The sequence below is a fragment of the Streptomyces himalayensis subsp. himalayensis genome, assembly GCF_013778455.1.
GTDB lineage: Bacteria > Actinomycetota > Actinomycetes > Streptomycetales > Streptomycetaceae > Streptomyces > Streptomyces himalayensis.
The window spans coordinates 1-18,715 of sequence record NZ_JACEHE010000023.1 but is presented as its reverse complement, the minus strand read 5'-3'; the positions used below and the strand labels follow the sequence as shown (position 1 = coordinate 18,715).

The window sequence follows — 18,715 nt, the reverse complement described above, 5'->3', positions numbered from 1 at the left end:
GGTTTCCCCCTTCACCGCACAGCGAGCGCCCCCTGAGGGCGCTGTGGCCGTTTGACTGGAGACGTACGTGGCCGGGCGCATCGAGGACTACGCACTAATCGGAGACATGCAGACCGCCGCCCTGGTCTGCCGGGACGGCACGGTCGACTGGCTGTGCCTGCCCCGCTTCGATTCGCATGCCATCTTCGCGGGCCTGCTCGGCACGGAGGAACACGGTTTCTGGCGTCTCGGACCGGCGGTCCCGGCAGGCGCCGAGCCCCCGACCGCGAACCGTCGCACCTACCGCGGCGACTCGCTGATCCTCGATTCCGAGTGGGACACACCGCGCGGCACGGTCCGTGTGACCGATTTCATGCCCCCTCGTGACGGAGCCCCGCAGGTGATCCGCATCGTCGAGGGCGTCAGCGGCCGCGTCCCGATGCGCTCGGCCCTGCGCATGCGGTTCTCGTACGGGCGCATCACTCCCTGGGTGCACAAGATCGACGGCCGTACGGTCGCCGTCGCGGGCCCCGACTCGGTCTGGTTCGACACCCCCGTCGATACGTACGGCAAGGACCTCACGACGTACTGCGACTTCACGGTGGCCCCCGGTGAGCGTGTCGCCTTCACCATCTCCTGGCAGCCCTCCCACAAGGAGCCGCCGGGCCTGCCGGAGCCCGAGCAGTCGCTGGAGGCGGCCGAGGAGTTCTGGAAGGAGTGGGTGGCGCACTGTACGTACCACGGTCCGTACCGTGAGGCCGTCGTCCGCTCCCTGATCACCCTGAAGGCCCTGACGTACGCGCCGACCGGCGGCATCGTCGCGGCGCCGACGACCTCCCTCCCGGAGCACATCGGCGGCGTCCGCAACTGGGACTACCGCTACACCTGGCTGCGGGACGCGGCGATCACCCTCTCCTCACTGCTGCGCACCGGCTACCGCGAGGAGGCGCGCGCCTGGCGCGAGTGGCTGCTGCGCGCGGTCGCGGGCGACCCCGAGAACCTGCAGATCATGTACGGCATCGCGGGCGAGCGCGAGCTCGGCGAGGCCGAGCTCGACTGGCTCCCCGGATACGAGAACTCCGCCCCGGTCCGGGTCGGCAACGGCGCCGCGAACCAGCTGCAGCTCGACGTCTACGGCGAGGTCACCGAGGCCCTGCACCTGGCCCATATGACGGGCCTGTCCCGCAACGACTACGCGTCCCTGCTCCAGCTCAAGCTGATCCACTACCTCGAGGACCACTGGGACGAGCCGGACGAGGGCATCTGGGAGGTGCGCGGCCCGCGCCGCCACTTCGTGCACTCCAAGGTGATGGCGTGGGTCGCCGTCGACCGCACGATCAAGCTCATCGAGTCGGGCGACGTGGACGGCCCGGTGGACAAGTGGCGGGAGCTGCGCGACGACATCCACCGCGACGTCTGCGAGAAGGGCTACGACAAGGAGCGCAACACCTTCACCCAGTCCTATGGCTCGCAGGAGCTCGACGCCTCGCTGCTCCTGATTCCCCAGATGGGCTTCCTGCCCCCCGACGACAAGCGGGTCATCGGCACCATCGAGGCCATCCAGCGCGAGCTGTCGACCCCCGACGGCTTCATCCTGCGCTACCCCACCGCGGGCGACGACGCGGGCGTGGACGGCCTGGCGGGCGACGAGGGCGCCTTCCTCGCCTGCTCCTTCTGGATGGCGGACGACCTGGCGATGATCGGCCGCGTGGACGAGGCACGCCGCCTCTTCGAGAAGCTGCTGTCCCTGCGGAACGACCTGGGCCTGCTGGCGGAGGAGTGGGACCCGAAGCTGCAGCGGCAGGTCGGCAACTTCCCGCAGGCGTTCAGCCACGTGCCTTTGATCGACACGGCGCTGCGGCTGACGGCTTCCGGGGCGTACGGGGGCTGAGGACGGCGCCCGTATGACGAATGCCACAAGCGACACGAGGTCGCGGTTTCCCGCGCGCGGATGACGAGTTGCCGCACGGAAAGGCCTGGTGCGGCCCGGTGCAACGAGGGGGAGATGTCCTCGGAACTCGAGCCCGGGTAACGTCCGGCAAATGGAGACGCAGGGCGGTATCACCGTGCAGCGGGCACTCGAGCTGCCGGGGCTGCGCAGCGGGCTTCCGGAGGTCCTCGCCGGAGCCGACCGGCTGCAGCGCACCGTCCGCTGGGTGCACGCGGGCGAGGCACCCAACATCGCCTCGCTGCTCAAGGGAGGCGAGCTCCTGCTGACCACGGGGCTCGGGCTCGGCAGCCGCCCCGCCGAACAGCGCGGTTTCGTACGGCGGCTCGCCGAGCGCGGCATCGCGGCGCTCGTCGTCGAACTCGGCCCCCGCTTCACGCGCCTCCCCGCGGCCGTCGTGGAGACCGCGCGGGCGGTCGGTCTGCCCTTGGTGCAGCTGCATCGCGAAGTGCCGTTCGTGGCGGTCACCGAAGAGGTCCACACCGAGATCGTCAACTTCCACTACGCGCTGCACCAGCAGGCCGAGGAGGTGCACCGGCGGTGCACCGAGGCGCTGCTGGGCGGCGGCGGGGTCCCCCAGGTGCTGAGCATCCTGGCGGAGTTCAGCGGCAACCCGGTGTTCCTGGAGACGCCGGAGGGGCAGCTCCTGTACGCAGCCGGGACCGGGCCCGCGGGGACGGATCCGCTGCAGGTGTGGGACGGGCTGCGGGGCGGCCGGGCGGCTCGTGAGGCCGCCCGGGAGCAGGGGCCGCCTGCCAGTGCCGTGATCGTCGACGTGCCGGGAGCCGGCCCCGGCGGCGGAGGGCTGGGCAGCGCGGGTCTGGGGACCGGCCCGGGCGGCAGCGGCCTGGGCGGCAGCGGCCTGGGAGCCGGGCCCGGGGGTGGTGGTCCCGGCGGTGTGCCGGTCACGACCGGCTCGGTGCGGGCCCGGCTCGTGATGCTCGCGGTCGCCAACCCGACCGCGCCCGTACACCGGATCGCGGCGGAGCGCGCCGCGGGCATCCTCGCCGTCGTCCTGATGCAGGCCCGGCAGGAGGAGGAGCTGGCCGCGCGCGGCCGCGGCGACTTCCTCACCGATCTCGCGGAGGGCCGCATCGCGGCCGAGGACGCCCCGGCGCAGGCGAGGGTGCTGGGATTCAAGCCCGGCGAGGCGCCGCTGCTCCCTGTGGTGATGCGGTTCCCGGACGGGCATGCCGGGCTCTCGCCCGGCGGCGGCTGGGCGGTCCTGGCGCGTGCCGTCGCGGAGGAACTGGCGTCGGTGGGCGTGCCGGTGCTGCTCGGTGTGCGTCCGGTCGAGGGGCGTGTGCCGCTGCTGCTGGCTCTGCGCTCCGAGTCCGAACGCACGGCCGTCGCGGACCGGGTCGCGGCGGCGCTGCGGGCCGGCGTGGAGCGGGCGGGCATGCAGCGGGCCGGCGGGCAGCCGCCGGTCGTGGTGGTCGGGGTTGCAGGCGGCTGGGCGGCCGCCTCGGCGGGGCTGCGGCATGCCGCGGAGACGGCGACGGCGGCGCAGGGCCTGCCCGACCGCCCGTGGTACGACGCGCGGCGTCTGGACATCGACCTGCTGCTGTGGCGTCTGCGCGACCACCCGGACCTCGCGGCCTTCGTCGACCGCGCGATCGGGCCCCTGCGCGACCACGACCGCCGCTCGAAGCCGCCGCTCCTGCCGACGCTGGAGACCTATCTGGCCCATGCGGGCCGCAAGGCGGAGACGGCCCGCGAACTCCACCTCAACCGGCAGACCCTCTACAACCGTCTGGCCCGTATCGGCGAACTCCTCGGCACGGACCTGGACGATCCGCAGACGGTGCTGGCTCTGAGCCTGGCGCTGCGGGCCCGGAGGTATGCGCCATGACCGCCGTTGGGCCGAACCCTTCGCCGGCCGATGCTCGCTATGTCGTCAGCGTCCCCGTCAACTCGTCATAGACGCTGAGGACCTGAGCGACCGTCTCGTCCTCCGTCGGCCACGTCGCCGCCTGGGCCTCGCCCAGCGCCCTGAGCTGCTCCCTTCGCTCGGGGTCGGCGAGGAGGCATACGACGGCGTCCGCGAGCGCCTCCGCGTCGCCGGGCGGGACGAGTTCCGCGGCGTCCCCGACCAGATCGGGCACGCCGCCCACGGCTGTCGCGACAAGCGGCACGCGCGCGTGGAGAGCCTCCTGGGCGAGGACGGAGCGTGCCTCCCAAGGGCTGGGCAGCAGGGCGATGTCGGCGGCCGCGAGCAGTTCCGGTACGTCGTCGCGCCGGCCGAGGATGCGTACGGGCAGCCCCTCGTCCTCGATACGCCCCTGCAGCGCGCCCCTCAGCTGCCCCTCTCCGGCGATGATCACAAGCGGTACGGGGTCGAGGTGCCGCCACGCGCGCGTGGCGTCCAGCAGCGTCTCGTAGCCCCGGTGTCGTTCGAGCGCGCCGACGGCCATGAGCAACGGCCGGTCGACGGCGCCGAGTTCGGCGCGTGCCTTGTGAAGCGGCCGGTCGGCGTCCTCCTCTACACCCGCCGAGCCCTCCGCCCGCCGGGGCCCGGGGAACGCGACGGCCGCGAGCCGTGCGTCACGGGCACCCCTGCGGCGGGCCCGGTCGACGAGGTCCGACGACGTGCCGAGCACGACCGAAGCCGACCTGGCGACCCGGCGTTCGAGCAGGCGCAGAAGGTGGGCGCGCGCCCCCTCGGCGTGTGTGCGGGTGTGCCAGGTGACGACGAGCGGGGTGCGGCGGCCGCTGAGGGCGAGGGCGGCACGGACGGCCGCGTTCAGCCCGTGTGCATGCACCAGGTCGGCATCCGCGCAGGCCAGGCGCAGTGCGGCCACGGACGCCGGGTCGCTGCGGCGCGGTACGGGGATGTGCTGGGCGCCGACGTCCCGGAAACCGAGCCCTCGTGCGACCTCGGTGGGGGCGCACACGGTGACCCGCACGCCCCTGGCGACAAGGCCGGCGGCGAGTGAGCGGACGTGGACGCTGCTGCCCCCGCTGCCCCCGCCGAGCACCTGCACGGTGCGCAGCGGCGAGTTGCCGTGCGGTGTGTGGCTGCTCACAGTGGCCGGGCTCCTGGGGCGGCGTGGGACGGCGGTGAAAGGTCGTACTGCCTGAGTGGCGGGGCGTGATGGGTTGACGTACAGCCTCAAGGATGCCAGCCCGTACGGACGTTCCGGCACCGACCGATGACCACCACCGTGTCGGAGCGGGCAACACGCCGCTATTGGATCACCCAATTGGGCGACGGCGTGGCCGCTTTGGTCTGAAAACCGGAACAACCCACTACCGTCGGCGCCCCGTCCACGTTCTCTGATCCGTCTCTCCCACCTGCCGCGCAAGCTCGCTCACCTTGTCGCCGTACACCGCCGCCGCGACCAGCCCGGCCGCATGCGCCGCGAGGCCCGCGCGGTCGTTGCCCGCGACGATCGCGGTACCCAGCGCGGCGCCCAGTGCATGCGCTCCGGCATCGCCGATCATCGTGCGCTCGGCGACGTCGTCGGGAAGCACGGCGGCGGCCGCCCCGACGGACGCCGCGGACAGCACCCCGGCCGGCCCCTTCCTGAGCAGTCCTGGTGCGCCCAGGGTGAGTACCGCGGCAGTGGCCCTTCCAGGCCGCACGTCCACGAGATTGACGAAGTGTGCGGTGCCGGCGATCACCATGCCCGCCAGGAACCGGTCCACGGGCCGCTCCTTGAGCAGCGCCCCGGCGGCGAGCCCGGCCGCCGCGATACCGAACAGCTTGACGGCGCCGCTGGTCACCTCACCGTCGCGGAGCGCGGACAGATGGGCACGGAACCCGCGCCGGGGGTCCCCGGCGCCGACGACGTCGTCGTACGCCCCGCATGCCCCGGCCGCCAGTACGGCCAACGCGGCGGCGCCCCTCGTACGGGAAGGCAGCGCGCCGAGAGCGGCCCCCACGGCAACCGCAGGCCCGGCTCCCAGATGCACGGTGCGCCCGGCGTAGTTCGTACGCTCCCACCACGACGCACCCCCGGGCGAACGTCGCAGCAACTCCCCGTAGACAGCGCGCGTGGCTCCCGCGCCAAGCCCGAACGCGACAGCCCTGCCGAACTTCCTGATCATGCCCGCCAGCTTACGGAGACCGGCGTGCCGACCGGCGACGCGGGCATAGGGCGCGCACCAACGCGGCGGTGCCCTGCGAAGACTGCCCGGCTAACCGTCCGCCCGCGCCGTGGCCAGCAGCTCCTCGGCATGCGCCCGAGCCGTCTCCGAGTCCTCCTGGCCGGCCAGCATCCGGGAGAGTTCGCGGATGCGGTCCTCGCCCTCCAGGACCTTGACCCCCGACCGGGTCACGGAACCGTCGTTCGTCTTCTCCACGAGCAGTTGGCGATCCGCGAAGGCGGCCACCTGGGGCAGATGCGTGACGACCACGACCTGGGCGGACTTGGCGAGCTTGGCGAGCCGGCGGCCGATCTCGACCGCGGCCTTGCCGCCGACACCCGCGTCGACCTCGTCGAAGAGGTACGTCGGCACGGGGTCGGTGCCCGCGAAGACCACCTCGACAGCGAGCATCACGCGCGACAGCTCACCACCCGATGCGCCCTTGGCGATGGGCCGCGGCGGCGCGCCCGGGTGCGGGGCGAGCAGCAGTTCGACCTCGTCGACGCCCGTGGGCCCGTACGCGACGGTCCGCCCACCGACCTCGACGCCGTCCCCGTCCTCGGCCACCTCGGTCTGCCGGATGTCGATCGTCACGCGCGCGTGCGGCATCGCGAGGGAGGCGAGCTCGGCGGTGACCGCGGCGCCGAACCGCTCGGCGGCCTCCGCGCGGGCCTCCGTCAACGCCTCGGCGAGCCCGGCCAGTTCGTCGCGCAGAGCATCCCGCTCCGCCGTCAGCTCACCGATCCGCTCGTCGTCACCCTCGAGTTCGGTGAGCCGGACGGCGCTCTGCTCGGCCCAGGCGAGCACCGCGTCGATGTTCTCGCCGTACTTGCGCGTGAGCTGGGTGAGTGCGGCTCGCCGCTCCTCCACGGCGGCGAGCCGCAGCGGGTCGGCGTCGAGGTCGTCGGCGTACCCGGCGAGCTCCCCCGCCACATCGCCCAGCAGGATCCCGATCTCGCCGATCCGCTCGGCGAGCCCGGCGAGAGAGGCGTCGTGGGAACGAACGGCCTCCAGCGCCCGGTGAGCGCCCGCGACGAGCGTCGTGGCGTCGACGCCCTCCGGGTCCTCGGGATTGCCCGCGAGCGCGGCGTGTGCGGCCGTGGCGGCGGAGGCGAGGGCCTCCGCGTGGCCCAGCCGCTCCGCCTCGGCGGCAAGCTCGGTGTCCTCGCCGGCGCGCGGCTCGACACCCGCGATCTCGTCGAGGCCGAAGCGCAGCATGTCGGCTTCCTGCGCACGCTCCCGCGCGCGCGTGGTGATCTCGTCGAGTTCCGCGGTGACGGCACGCAGCCTGCGGTACGCCGCCGTGTACTTGGCAAGCGGCACGGCGACCGCGTCGCCCGCGTACCGGTCGAGCGCCTGCCGCTGCCGGGACAGCTTGAGCAACCCCTGCTGATCGGTCTGGCCGTGCACGGCGACGAGCTCGTCGGCGAGTTCGGCCAGCACCCCCACGGGCACGGAGCGCCCGCCCAGATGCGCCCGCGACCGCCCCTCGGCGGAGACCGTACGGCTGATCAGCAGCGCACCGTCGTCGAGCTCGGCGCCCGCCTCCTCGGCCCGCACGAGGGCGGACGAGTCCGCGGGTACGGTGACCCGCCCCTCGACGACCGCCGCCTTGGCGCCGATCCGCACGAGGGCAGGGTCCGCGCGCCCGCCGAGCAGCAGGCCGAGGCTGGTGACCACCATCGTCTTGCCCGCACCGGTCTCGCCCGTCACGGCGGTGAAACCGGGCGACAGCTCGACGACCGCGTCGTCGATGACTCCGAGCGACCGTATCCGCATCTCCTCCAACACGGACAAGACCTTACGAGGTCGGAGGGCAACTGTGCGACGGCCCCTGCCCTGCTTCCGAGAACCCGCAGGTAATGAGGGCCCACATCACCCGCTGGTGGCATTGTGGGCAATCGTTCCGCTGGGCTGGGGGCACCTCCCAGCGTTAGCTGGGGGAGGGTGGGCACAGCCCACGACGGCGGGTGCCCCGCAAAAGTACGGCGCCCCACAAACGCGTAAGGCGGCCCGCAGGGCTAGTGCGGCGCCCCCCGCCACCCAGAAACCGGCAAAGCGAACTTCGCGACCAACCGGTCGGTGAACGAAGCATGGTGCAACCGAGCCAACCGCACCGGCACCGCCCCCCGGCTCACCACAACCCGCGCCCCCGGCGGCAGTTCCAGCGTCCTCCGCCCGTCACACCACAGCACCCCGTGCGGCGTATGCGTCTGCACCTCGACGGCAAGCACCGAATCCGGCGAGGTCACGAGCGGCTTGGCGAACAGCGCGTGCGCACTGATCGGCACCATCAGCAGCGCCTCGACCTCCGGCCACACCACGGGCCCGCCGGCCGAGAACGCGTACGCCGTCGACCCGGTGGGTGTCGCGCACACGATGCCGTCGCAGCCGAAGCCCGTCACCGGCCGCCCGTCGATCTCGAGGACGACCTCGAGCATCCGCTCCGCCGACATCTTCTGCACGGCGGCCTCGTTGAGCGCCCAGTCCGTATGCACGATGTCGCCGTTGCTCTGCACGACGACGTCGACGGTCATGCGCTCCTCGACCTCGTACTCCTTCGTCACCACGCGGTCGACCACCTTCTCCAGGTCGTCCCGCTCGGCCTCCGCGAGGAACCCGACGCGCCCGAGGTTGACGCCGAGCATCGGCACACCCGAGGCCCGGGCGAACTCGGCGCCGCGCAGCAGCGTCCCGTCGCCGCCGAGCACGATCAGCAGCTCACAGCCGTCGAGGGCCTCGGGCGTGGCCTCCGGCACCAGCTCGACGGAGGGCGGGAGCGGCGGCAGGTCGGCGGCCTCCGACTCCAGTACGCGCACGCCCAGGCCGCAGCGCTGCAGCCCCTTCACGACGAGTTCGGCGCTGCGGATGGCCGCGGGCCGCCCCGTGTGGGCGAGCAGGAACACCGTACGTCCGGTCACCGCGGCCCCTCCGCCACTGCTCGGTCGACATCGGCCGGGTCGAGGTCGGGCGCCCCGGCACGCAGCCACAGAAAGTACTCGACGTTTCCCGAAGGACCCGGCAGCGGACTCGCCGTGACGCCCCGCACGCCGAGCCCGAGCTTGGCGGCCTGCCGCGCCACGCCGCGTACCGCTTCGGCCCGCAGCTCGGGACTGCGTACGACGCCTCCGCTGCCCAGCCGCTCCTTGCCGACCTCGAACTGCGGCTTGACCATCAGCACCAGGTCCGCGTCGGGCGCCGCGCACCGCACCAGCGCGGGCAGCACCAGGCCGAGCGGGATGAACGACAGATCTCCGACCACCAGGTCCACGGGCTCCTCATCGATCGCGTCCAGCGTCAACTCGCGTACGTTCGTACGGTCCTTGACGATGACGCGTTCATCGCTCTGGAGCGACCAGGCAAGTTGTCCGTAGCCGACGTCGACGGCGACGACCTGTGCCGCCCCCGACCGCAGCAGGACATCGGTGAAGCCGCCCGTCGACGCACCGGCGTCCAGCGCGCGCCGCCCCTCCACCTCCAGGCCGAGCGGTACGAAGGCCTTCAGCGCGCCCGCGAGCTTGTGGCCGCCGCGCGAGACGTAGTCGGGGTCGCTGTCGTCCTTCGCCACGACGATGGCCGCGGCCGTCTCCACCTGTGTGGCGGGCTTGGTCGCGGTGTTGCCGCCGACCGTCACGCGCCCGGCGGCGATCAGCTGGCTCGCATGTTCGCGTGAGCGGGCGAGCTTGCGGCGCACCAGCTCGGCGTCGAGGCGGCGGCGTGCGACTCCTGCCACGTTCGGTTCAGCTCCTGTGTCCGTAGGTATTGCCGTAGGAGGCCGGGGATCCATGGGGCTCCTCCCTGCTCGAGCGAAGCCGAGAGCTTGGGGGAGGTCCCGAGGGCCCGCGCGGTCCCGGTGGTGGTCCGGGCGGCCCGGGAAGTCCCGGGCGCGCGTCGAGCGCGGTCAGCGCGTCGCGCAGCCCGCGGTGTACATCCTCGTACACCTCGACGTGGCCGTCCGTGGCGAGGTGGTCGGCGTCGGCCAGCCGCTCCAGCTGCGCGTCGACGTCGGCGTTGCCGGTGGGGGTGCGGGGAACGCCGAGGGCGGCGGGACCGGACGGCTCGTACGTCTCTGCCGGAACCGCCTCATCGGCCACATGAGTCTCATGCGTCTCATGGGTTACGTCGCCGTGTGTCTCAGGCGTCACGTCGGTGGCCCCCGGCACTGAGTCGTTCATGCCCTGACGCTACCGCGAAGCGCTGGGGTACCGTCGATCGCGATGGCCACGAAAGAGGAGTGCCTCAGCGCGCTCGAGAAGCTCTCCGACAACATGGCGGGCGCCGATGGTGCCGTACGCAAGGCGGCGGAGCTGGACCGCTCGCTGAGCTGCCATATCACCGACCTCGACATCACCTTCACCGGCCGCCTCAAGGGCGGCCGGATCGAGGTGCTGGACACGCTGCAGGGCCCGCCACCGGAGAAGGCTCAGATCCGGCTCGCCATGACCGGCGACGACCTGGTCGCCCTCGTCAACGGCGAGCTGAACTTCGCGAAGGCCTGGGGGTCCGGCAGGGTGAAGCTGGAGGCGGGCCTGTTCGACCTGTTCCGCCTCAGGAGCCTGTTGTAACCGCACCGCCGCTCGTCGCGGTTGCCCGCCGCCTCCGTGCCGCCGGCACCACCAGCGGCGTACCGGTCTCCGGGTCGTCGATGACCTGGCACCGCATCCCGAACACCCGCTCGACGAGGTCCGCGGTCACGATGTCGGACGGCGCACCCTCCGCGATGACCTCGCCGCCCCGCAGGGCGATGAGGTGGGTGGCGTACCGGGCCGCGTGGTTGAGGTCGTGCAGCACCGCGACGAGCGTCCGCCCCTGCTCCTCGTGGAGTTCTGCGCAGAGGTCGAGTACATCGATCTGGTGCTGGATGTCCAGGTATGTCGTCGGCTCGTCCAGAAGCAGCAGAGGCGTCTGCTGGGCGAGTGCCATGGCGATCCAGACGCGCTGACGCTGACCGCCGGACAGTTCGTCGACATAGCGGTCCGCCAGATCGGCGACGCCCGTCGACTCCATCGACTCACGCACGATCCGCTCGTCGTCGGACGACCACTGACGCAGCAGGCCCTGGTGCGGGTAGCGCCCCCGCGCGACCAGGTCGCCGACCGTGATCCCGTCCGGCGCGATCGACGACTGCGGCAGCAGACCGAGCGTACGGGCCACCTTCTTCGCGGGCATCGACTGGATGACCTGCCCGTCCAGAAGCACCCGGCCGTGCGCCGGCTTGAGCATCCGTGACAGCGCCCGCAGCAGGGTGGACTTGCCGCAGGCGTTCGGCCCGACGATGACGGTGAACGAGTTGTCGGGTATCTCCACCGACAGCTTCTCCGCGATGACGCGCTGGTCGTAGCCGAGGGTGACGTCGTCGGCGATGAGCCGGTTCACTGAGGCACTCCTAGAGGTGGTCTTCATGTCCGTCGGCCGGGATACGAGGGGCCGGGATGCCGACTGCCGGGAAACCGGCTGCCGGGAGACCGGCAGCGGGGAGACCGGCTGCCCGGGCGGCGCGCTCGTCATATCCGTCCCGCCTTACGCTCCGTGACGAGCAGCCACAGCAGATAGACACCGCCGACCACCCCCGTCACCACGCCGACGGGCAGCTGGTCCGCGCCGAACGCCCGCTGCGAGGCCCAGTCCGCGACGATCAGCAGGGCGGCGCCCATGCACATCGCGGGCACCAGGTTGGGGCCGGGCGAGCGCGTCAGGCGCCTCGAGAGCTGCGGCGCGGTGAGCGCGACGAAGCTCACGGGCCCCGCGGCGGCGGTCGCGGACGCGGTGAGCAGCACCGCGGACAGCATGAGCAGCATCCGCGTACGTTCGACGCGCACCCCGAGCGCGTACGCGACGTCGTCGCCCATCTCCAGCATGCGCAGCGGTCGCGCGTTGACGAGGACGAGCGGTACGAGCACGGCGCACAGCGTGAGGAGTGGCCAGACCTGTTCCCAGCCACGGCCGTTGAGGGAGCCGGTCATCCATACGACGGCCCGGGCCGCGTCGACGAGATCGGCCTTCGTGAGCAGATAGCCGTTGACGGCCGTGACGACGGCCGACACACCGATGCCGACCAGGACCAGCCGGTAGCCGTGCACCCCTCGCTTCCAGGCGAGCACATAGATGGCAAGACCGGTCAGAAGGCCGCCGACGAGCGATCCCCCGGCGACCTGGAACGCGCTGCCCTTGAACAGGACGATCATGATGAGCGCCCCCGCGGTCGACCCCTGTCCGAGGCCGAGCACGTCCGGACTGCCCAGCGGGTTGCGGGAGATGGACTGGAACAGCGCCCCGCCGAGCCCGAGCGCGGCACCCACGAGCAGCCCCACGAGGACGCGCGGCAGCCGCAGTTCGTTGACGATGAACTCCTGTCCGGCGTCGCCGTTTCCCATGAGCGTACGGATCACATCGGCGGCGGGTATGGGGAAGTCGCCGGTGCCGATGAGCACGACGCTCGCCACGAGTGCGGCCACGATCAGCAGCACGACGACCGTGAGCGCGCGGATGTCCAGCCGGACGGAGAGCCCGCGGGAACGAACTGCCCGGATGCGCAGCGGCTGCGCGGATGCGGCCCCTCTGGACCCTCGAGCTGGGGAACCGCTGTGCCCGCCGGCTGCGGACCCGGTGACCTGGCTACGTGTGGGCTTCACAGCTGCGCCGTCCTCCGCCGTCGTACGAGATAGATGAAGACCGGGCCGCCGATGACCGCGGTGACGATGCCGACCTGAAGCTCGGCGGGCCGTGCGATGATCCGGCCCATCACATCGGCACCGAGCAGCAGCACGGGCGAGAGGACGGCCGCGTACGGCAGGATCCAGCGCAGATCGGGCCCGGTGAAGGAGCGCACCGCGTGCGGCACCATCAGTCCGACGAACGCGATCGGACCGCAGGCAGCCGTCGCGGCCCCGCAGAGCAGCGTTGCGGCGATCATGGACAGCGCGCGAGTCCGGGTCAGATGTGCACCCAGCGCACGGGCGGTGTCGTCACCCATGGCCACGGCGTTGAGCGGCCGGGCGAGGCCCAGCGCGAGCACCGTACCCACGGCGAGGAACGGCAGGACCTGCATGATGGTCGCGTTGGTGGCCGAGCCCAGCGAACCGACCGTCCAGAAGCGCATCTTGCCGAGCGCCGCATTGTCCATGATCATGACGGCCTGCAGATAGCCGCTGAGCGCCGCGGTGAGCGCGGTGCCGGCGAGCGCGAGCCGCACGGGCGTGGCACTGCGGCTGCCGCCCAGCGAGTAGACCAGCACGCCGACGATCGCGGCCCCGGCGAAGGCGAACCACACATAGCCGGTCAGCGAGGTGACGCCGAAGAAGGTGATGGCGGTGACGACCGCGGCCGAGGCCCCCACATTGATGCCTAGCAGCCCGGGATCCGCCAGCGGATTACGGGTGAGCGCCTGCAGCACGGCCCCGGCCAGACCGAGCGCCGCCCCGACGAGCAGGCCCAGGACGGTACGCGACAGCCGCTCGCGGACGACGACGTCGCTGTACGTCCCCGAGTCCTGGAACAGACCGTGCCATACCTGGTCCACCGGCAGGTGTTTGGCGCCTATCGCGATGCTCGCCACGGCGACGGCCAGCAGCACACCGAGCGAGACGAGAAGCCCGGCGGCACGTATCGCCCGGCGATTGGGGGGCGCGGGAGCGGTCTCCGCGCGCTGTTCGGGAGGACTGTCGACCAACACCCGGTTAGGTTAGCCTACCCTGCTATTCCTCTCGATCCTCTGTCCCCTCTCAACTCACCCTCGGCGCTTGGACTTGCTCAAAGCCCCAGCCGCGCCAGCGCCTTCGCCCCGTCCAGACGGCAAGCTCCGTCCCCGGCCACCGTCCAGGCCGCCGCACACAGCGCCCGCAGCCCGTCGAGGGGCTCGCCGCCACCGTCCAGCTCCAGCTGCTCCTCCCCCGCCGTCGCCGTCCAGCCGCCGCAGCGGAACCCTGCACCGTCCGCGACGACCTCCGGCTGCCCCGTGAGCAGCCCCCGGAGATCGGCGTCGACAAACGTCGGCCGGTGCTCCGGCACAGCGGCCAGCAGCTGGGCGCCGTCCGTCACCCCGGTCAGGACGAGCAGCGAGTCCACACCGCCGTTGAACGCGCCCTCGATGTCCGTGTCCAGCCGGTCGCCCACGACGAGCGGCCGCTCGGCCCCCGTCCGCAGGATGGTCTCCCTGTGCATGGGCGGCAGCGGCTTGCCGGCGACCTGGGGCTCCGCACCCGTGGCGATCCGTACGACCTCGACCGCCGCCCCGTTGCCCGGCGCGATGCCGCGGGCGCTCGGGATGGTGAGATCGGTGTTGGACGCGAACCACGGCACGCCGCGCGCGACCGCGTAACAGGCCTCCGCGAACCGCCCCCAGGGCAGCTCAGGTCCCCCGTACCCCTGCACCACCGCAACCGGATCGTCGTCCGCCGACTCCACCGGCTCAAGACCCCGCTCCCGCAGCGCGACCCGCAGCCCGTCACCGCCGACCACCAGGACCCGCGCGCCCTGGGGCACCTGATCGCTGATGAGCCGGGCCACGGCCTGCGCCGACGTGATGACGTCCGAGGCCACCGCCGGAATCCCCAGCTCCGTCAGATGCGCGGCCACGGCGTCCGGCGTACGCAGCGCGTTGTTGGTCACGTACGCGAGGTGCATCCCGCCGTCACGCGCACGGCCCAGCGACTCCACCGCGTGGACGATCGCGTGCCCGCCCGCGTACACCACCCCGTCCAGGTCGAGCAGGGCCGTGTCGTACGCCTCGCTCAGCGCCCGCGCGCTTCCCTCGGGCCGCGTCCTGGGGGTCGGGACGGTCTGGCTCATTACGCATCTCTCCTCGTTCGGTCCCACTCCCCCGATCATCCCGCATGCCACTGACACACTTACGATGCAGCAATGAACATTGCAGGCCACGCGGCACCTCCAGCAGCGGGCGGCCTCGACCTGATCCCCTTCCGGGGCGTGCGGTATGTCCCCGATCGGGTCCGCAGCCTGGCCGCCGTCACCTCACCGCCGTACGACGTGGTCGTCCGGCCCGACGGCCTGCACCACCTGGAGTCCGCCGACCCGCACAACATCGTCCGGCTGATCCTTCCCCAGAACGGCCCTGAGACCCGCAACGAGCAGGCCGCCGACACCCTCGCCCGCTGGCTGTCGGAAGGCATCCTCGCACCCGACCCCGAGCCCGGCCTGTACGTCTACGAGCAGCACAGCGGAGACGTGCTGCAGCGCGGCGTCATCGGCGCGCTGCGCCTGACGGAAGCGGCGGAAGGCATCGTCCTCCCGCACGAGGACGTCATGCCGCACATCGTCGCGGACCGCGCGGCCCTGATGCGCGCGACGGCCGCCAATCTGGAGCCGCTGCTGCTGACGTACCGCGGCAACGGCACCGCGCAGGGCACGACAGGCGTCAACGGAAACGGCAGCACCTCCGCCGTCGTCGAGCGCACCGTCCTGAGCCCGCCACTGCTCGCCACGACCACCGAGGACGGCTTCAGCCACCGCCTGTGGGCCGTGACCGACCCGGCCGACGTGGGCCAAATCCGGTCGGATCTCGCCCGTCACCAGGCCGTGATCGCGGACGGCCACCACCGCTGGGCGACGTACCTGCGGCTGCGCGCCGAACACCCGTCCCCGGGCCCCTGGGACTTCGGCCTGGTCCTGCTGGTGGACACGGCGCGCTACCCGCTGCGCGTCCGGGCGATCCACCGCCTCCTGCACCGTCTGCCGCTCTCCGAGGCGCTCACCGCCCTCGACAGCCACTCGGACTCTGTTCGCGTACGCACGGTCGAGGGCCCCCTGCCGTACGCACTGGACGCCCTGGCGGAGGCCGCGAGCGAGGGCAACGCGTTCCTCCTGGCAGGCGAGGGTGCGGGCCTGACGACAGGCGCCGAAAGCGGCCGCTTCCACCTCGTCGACCGCCTGTCTCCCGAACTCCTGGACGCGACGGTCCCACGGAACCGCCCCAAAGCCTGGCGCGCCCTCGACGCGACGGTCCTGCACTCGACCCTGCTCGACCACATCTGGCAGATCCCGGACACCCCGGAACACATCGCGTACATACACGACACGACAGCCACGATCGCCAAGGCGGAACGCGACGGCGGAACGGCCGTCCTAATGCATCCGGTCCGCGAGGACGTCGTACGCGATCTCGCCCAGCAGGGCGTCACGATGCCGCGCAAGTCCACGTCGTTCGGGCCGAAACCGGCGACGGGGCTGGTGCTGCGCAGCTTGACGCACTGAGGCGCGTACTCGGCGTCGCGCGCACACAGCCGAAGGGCGGGACCCCTACCGGGATCCCGCCCTTACGAGCTGCGCTCCGTCAGACCTGTTCGCCCTTTGAGTCGGCCTCCGGGCTGCCCACCGTCTTCTCGTCGTCCTCGTCGTCCTGCGACTCGGGAAGGGTCTCGGGCGCGGCCTCGGGCGTGACCTCGTCCTGGGGCTCGTCCGAGTCACCCACGCCCTCGTACTCGCGCTCGACGACCTCGTCCGCCTCCTCGTCAAGAGCATCGACGAACTCCACGCCGTCCAGCTCGGCCAGCCGGTCGGAGGCGTCCGTGCTGCCGTCCTTGTCCGATTCGACGGCCTTCGCGAACCACTCGCGCGCCTCGGACTCGCGGCCGGCAGCGAGCAGCGCGTCGGCGTACGCGTAGCGCAGACGCGCGGTCCACGGCTGCACGGAGTTGGAGGCCAGCTCGGGGCTCTGCAGCGTGACAATGGCCGCGTCGAGCTGCCCCATGTCGCGCCGCGCACCGGCTGCCACGAGCCGCATCTCGACCTGGCCGGCCTTGTCGAGCTTGTGCACCTCGGGCGCACCAGCCATGTCGAGCGCCTTCTCGGGCCGCCCGAGACCACGCTCGCAGTCGGCCATCACGGGCCAGAGCTCCACGTGGCCGGTCATCCTGCGCGCGGCCCGGAACTCGGCGAGCGCCTCGCTGTACTTCTGGTTCGCGTACGCGGCGAAGCCGGCGGCCTCGCGTACGGCGGCGACGCGCGAGGCGAGCCGCAGCGCGACCTTGGAGTACGCGTAGGCGCCCTCGGGGTCCTCGTCGATGAGCCGGGCCACCATCACCAGGTTCCTGGCGACGTCCTCCGCAAGGGTTTTGGGCAGGCTCTGCAGCTCCTGCCGTACGTCCTTGTCGATCTCGTCGCCCGTGACGTCCTCGGGGATCGGCAGCCGCTTGATGGGCTCGCGGTCACGGTCCCTGTCGCGGTCCCGGCCGCGCTCGTCACGGCCGCGCTCGTCACGGAACCGGCCGCCGCCGCGCCGGTCGTCACGGCGGTCGTCCCTGCGATCGTCGCGACGGAAGCCACCGGGGCGGCCGCGACTGTCGTCCCGACGCGGGCCACGTCCGCGGTCGTCACGTCCGCGGTCGTCACGGCCTCGCTCGTCACGGCCTCGCTCGTCGCGTCCGCGGTAACCGCCTCCGCGGCTGTCGTCGCGACGGAACCCACCACGGTCGCCACGCTGCTCGCCACGCTCGCCGTCACGACGGTCATCACGCCGAACGTCACGGCGGTCATCACGCCGGAACCCACCGCGGTCGTCATCGCGCCGGAAGCCTCCACGCTCGCCGTCGCGCCGGTCATCACGCCGGTCATCACGGCCCCGGAAACCACCACGGTCGCCGTCACGCCGATCGTCACGGCGGAAACCGCCACGGTCACCGTCGCGCCGATCGTCACGGCGGAAACCGCCACGGTCACCGTCGCGCCGATCGTCACGGCGGAAACCGCCACGATCACCACGGTCGCCCTCGCGCCGGTCGTCCCTGCGGTCGTCACGGCGGAAGCCGCCACGATCACCGCGATAACCCTCACGCCGGTCGTCCCGCCGGTCATCGCGACGGAAGCCCTGCCGGTCACCGTCCCTGCGGACGCCGCCCTCACGGTCGTCACGACGCTCCTCACGACGCGGCACACCAGGCCGGTCGTCACGACGGAACGCAGGACGTCCACCGCGGTCGTCCCTCCGGTCGTCACGGGTGCGGTAACCGCCTCCGCGGCTGTCGTCGCGACGGAACCCACCACGGTCGCCACGCTGCTCGCCACGCTCGCCGTCACGACGGTCATCACGCCGATCGTCACGGCGGTCATCACGCCGGAACCCACCGCGGTCGTCATCGCGCCGGAAACCGCCGCGTCGGTCGTCCCGCCGGTCGTCACGGCGGAAGCCGCCACGATCACCGCGGTCGCCCTCGCGCCGGTCGTCCCTGCGGTCGTCGCCGCGCTCACCGAAGCGCCGGCCGCCACGGTCGCGGTCGTCACGGCGGCCATAGCCCCCGCGGTCTCCATAGCCACCACGATCACCGTCGCGGCGCGGTTCCCCGCGGTATCCGCCGCGGTCACCACTGTCCCGGCGGCGCTGGTCGCGCTCCGGTCGATCGTCGGGAGAGTTGGTGGACATCGGTGACTCCTGTCTGCGGTACCGCATTCATTCTTGCGCACCCGACTACTCAGTGCGCGTTCGGGAAAAACAAAAAAGGACCTCTGGTCCCAGCATGAACGCTGGGACCAGAGGTCCTCCAAAGATTGTTCGGCGGCGTCCTACTCTCCCACAGGGTCCCCCCTGCAGTACCATCGGCGCTGAAAGGCTTAGCTTCCGGGTTCGGAATGTAACCGGGCGTTTCCCTCACGCTATGACCACCGAAACCCTATTGGTTTCGAGCGAACAAGCACACTCTTCAGTTGGATGTTCTGCTCAAAGCCGGCAACGGTCGTTGCCTCAGAACT

Annotated in this window: 15 protein-coding genes and 1 rRNA gene; 4 read left to right on the top strand and 12 right to left on the bottom strand. The window is 72.0% G+C overall.

Features of this window, described 5'->3' with window-relative positions:
• The first annotated feature begins 106 nt into the window (after window positions 1-106).
• Complete coding sequence (locus tag H1D24_RS30040; protein ID WP_220137411.1) at window positions 107-1,870, top strand: glycoside hydrolase family 15 protein; 1,764 nt, start codon at window positions 107-109, stop codon at window positions 1,868-1,870.
• Between the two features lie 151 nt (window positions 1,871-2,021).
• Window positions 2,022-3,779 carry a PucR family transcriptional regulator gene (locus tag H1D24_RS30035; RefSeq protein ID WP_181660871.1) on the top strand — a complete coding sequence of 586 codons (1,758 nt, stop codon included), beginning with the start codon at window positions 2,022-2,024 and terminating at the stop codon, window positions 3,777-3,779.
• A gap of 37 nt (window positions 3,780-3,816) precedes the next feature.
• Here H1D24_RS30035 and H1D24_RS30030 read toward each other — a convergent pair whose 3' ends face one another.
• The 6 genes from H1D24_RS30030 to H1D24_RS30005 all read right to left on the bottom strand — a co-directional run bounded on the left by H1D24_RS30030 (window position 3,817) and on the right by H1D24_RS30005 (window position 10,191).
• The gene (locus H1D24_RS30030; RefSeq protein WP_181660870.1) at window positions 3,817-4,953 is read right to left on the bottom strand and encodes a glycosyltransferase family 4 protein; all 1,137 of its coding nucleotides are present in this window, start codon (window positions 4,951-4,953) and stop codon (window positions 3,817-3,819) included.
• 223 nt (window positions 4,954-5,176) lie between these two features.
• On the bottom strand, window positions 5,177-5,977 hold the full coding sequence (locus H1D24_RS30025; RefSeq protein WP_181660869.1) for a hypothetical protein: 801 nt from the start codon (window positions 5,975-5,977) through the stop codon (window positions 5,177-5,179).
• Window positions 5,978-6,067: 90 nt separating this feature from the next.
• Entirely contained in the window at window positions 6,068-7,795 is a 1,728-nt protein-coding gene (recN, locus tag H1D24_RS30020) for a DNA repair protein RecN (protein ID WP_181660952.1), read from the bottom strand.
• A gap of 242 nt (window positions 7,796-8,037) precedes the next feature.
• Window positions 8,038-8,937, bottom strand: coding sequence for an NAD kinase (locus tag H1D24_RS30015; RefSeq protein WP_181660868.1), 900 nt, complete (start codon window positions 8,935-8,937; stop codon window positions 8,038-8,040).
• The gene (locus H1D24_RS30010) at window positions 8,934-9,749 is read right to left on the bottom strand and encodes a TlyA family RNA methyltransferase (protein ID WP_181660867.1); all 816 of its coding nucleotides are present in this window, start codon (window positions 9,747-9,749) and stop codon (window positions 8,934-8,936) included. The genes H1D24_RS30015 and H1D24_RS30010 overlap by 4 nt, the downstream gene beginning before the upstream one ends.
• A gap of 7 nt (window positions 9,750-9,756) precedes the next feature.
• Window positions 9,757-10,191, bottom strand: a complete 435-nt coding sequence (locus H1D24_RS30005; RefSeq protein WP_258564414.1) for a hypothetical protein — start codon at window positions 10,189-10,191, stop codon at window positions 9,757-9,759.
• A gap of 42 nt (window positions 10,192-10,233) precedes the next feature.
• Here H1D24_RS30005 and H1D24_RS30000 point away from each other — a divergent pair, with 42 nt between their 5' ends.
• The gene (locus H1D24_RS30000; protein WP_181660866.1) at window positions 10,234-10,581 is read left to right on the top strand and encodes an SCP2 sterol-binding domain-containing protein; all 348 of its coding nucleotides are present in this window, start codon (window positions 10,234-10,236) and stop codon (window positions 10,579-10,581) included.
• Here H1D24_RS30000 and H1D24_RS29995 read toward each other — a convergent pair.
• From H1D24_RS29995 to H1D24_RS29980, 4 genes are all read right to left on the bottom strand, one after another.
• Complete coding sequence (locus H1D24_RS29995) at window positions 10,565-11,419, bottom strand: ABC transporter ATP-binding protein (RefSeq protein ID WP_181660950.1); 855 nt, start codon at window positions 11,417-11,419, stop codon at window positions 10,565-10,567. The two genes, H1D24_RS30000 and H1D24_RS29995, sit on opposite strands and share 17 nt — an antisense overlap.
• Before the next feature lie 101 nt (window positions 11,420-11,520).
• Window positions 11,521-12,552: a FecCD family ABC transporter permease gene (locus H1D24_RS29990; RefSeq protein ID WP_181660949.1), complete on the bottom strand. Its 1,032-nt coding sequence runs from the start codon at window positions 12,550-12,552 to the stop codon at window positions 11,521-11,523.
• Between the two features lie 92 nt (window positions 12,553-12,644).
• Window positions 12,645-13,688, bottom strand: coding sequence for a FecCD family ABC transporter permease (locus H1D24_RS29985; RefSeq protein WP_181660865.1), 1,044 nt, complete (start codon window positions 13,686-13,688; stop codon window positions 12,645-12,647).
• 77 nt (window positions 13,689-13,765) lie between these two features.
• Window positions 13,766-14,803 (bottom strand): HAD hydrolase-like protein, encoded by a 1,038-nt coding sequence (locus H1D24_RS29980; protein WP_181660864.1) that lies wholly within the window; start codon window positions 14,801-14,803, stop codon window positions 13,766-13,768.
• A gap of 72 nt (window positions 14,804-14,875) precedes the next feature.
• Between H1D24_RS29980 and H1D24_RS29975 the strand changes: the two genes are divergently transcribed.
• A complete protein-coding gene (locus tag H1D24_RS29975) occupies window positions 14,876-16,225 on the top strand; it encodes a DUF1015 family protein (RefSeq protein ID WP_181660863.1) in 1,350 nt (449 codons plus the stop codon).
• Between the two features lie 79 nt (window positions 16,226-16,304).
• On the opposite strand, the gene H1D24_RS41805 is transcribed toward H1D24_RS29975, so the two are convergent.
• Window positions 16,305-17,159, bottom strand: a complete 855-nt coding sequence (locus H1D24_RS41805; RefSeq protein ID WP_220137407.1) for a tetratricopeptide repeat protein — start codon at window positions 17,157-17,159, stop codon at window positions 16,305-16,307.
• A 1,357-nt stretch (window positions 17,160-18,516) separates the two neighbouring features.
• Window positions 18,517-18,633: ribosomal RNA gene (gene rrf / locus H1D24_RS29965) — 5S ribosomal RNA — on the bottom strand.
• Between the last annotated feature and the right edge of the window lie 82 nt (window positions 18,634-18,715).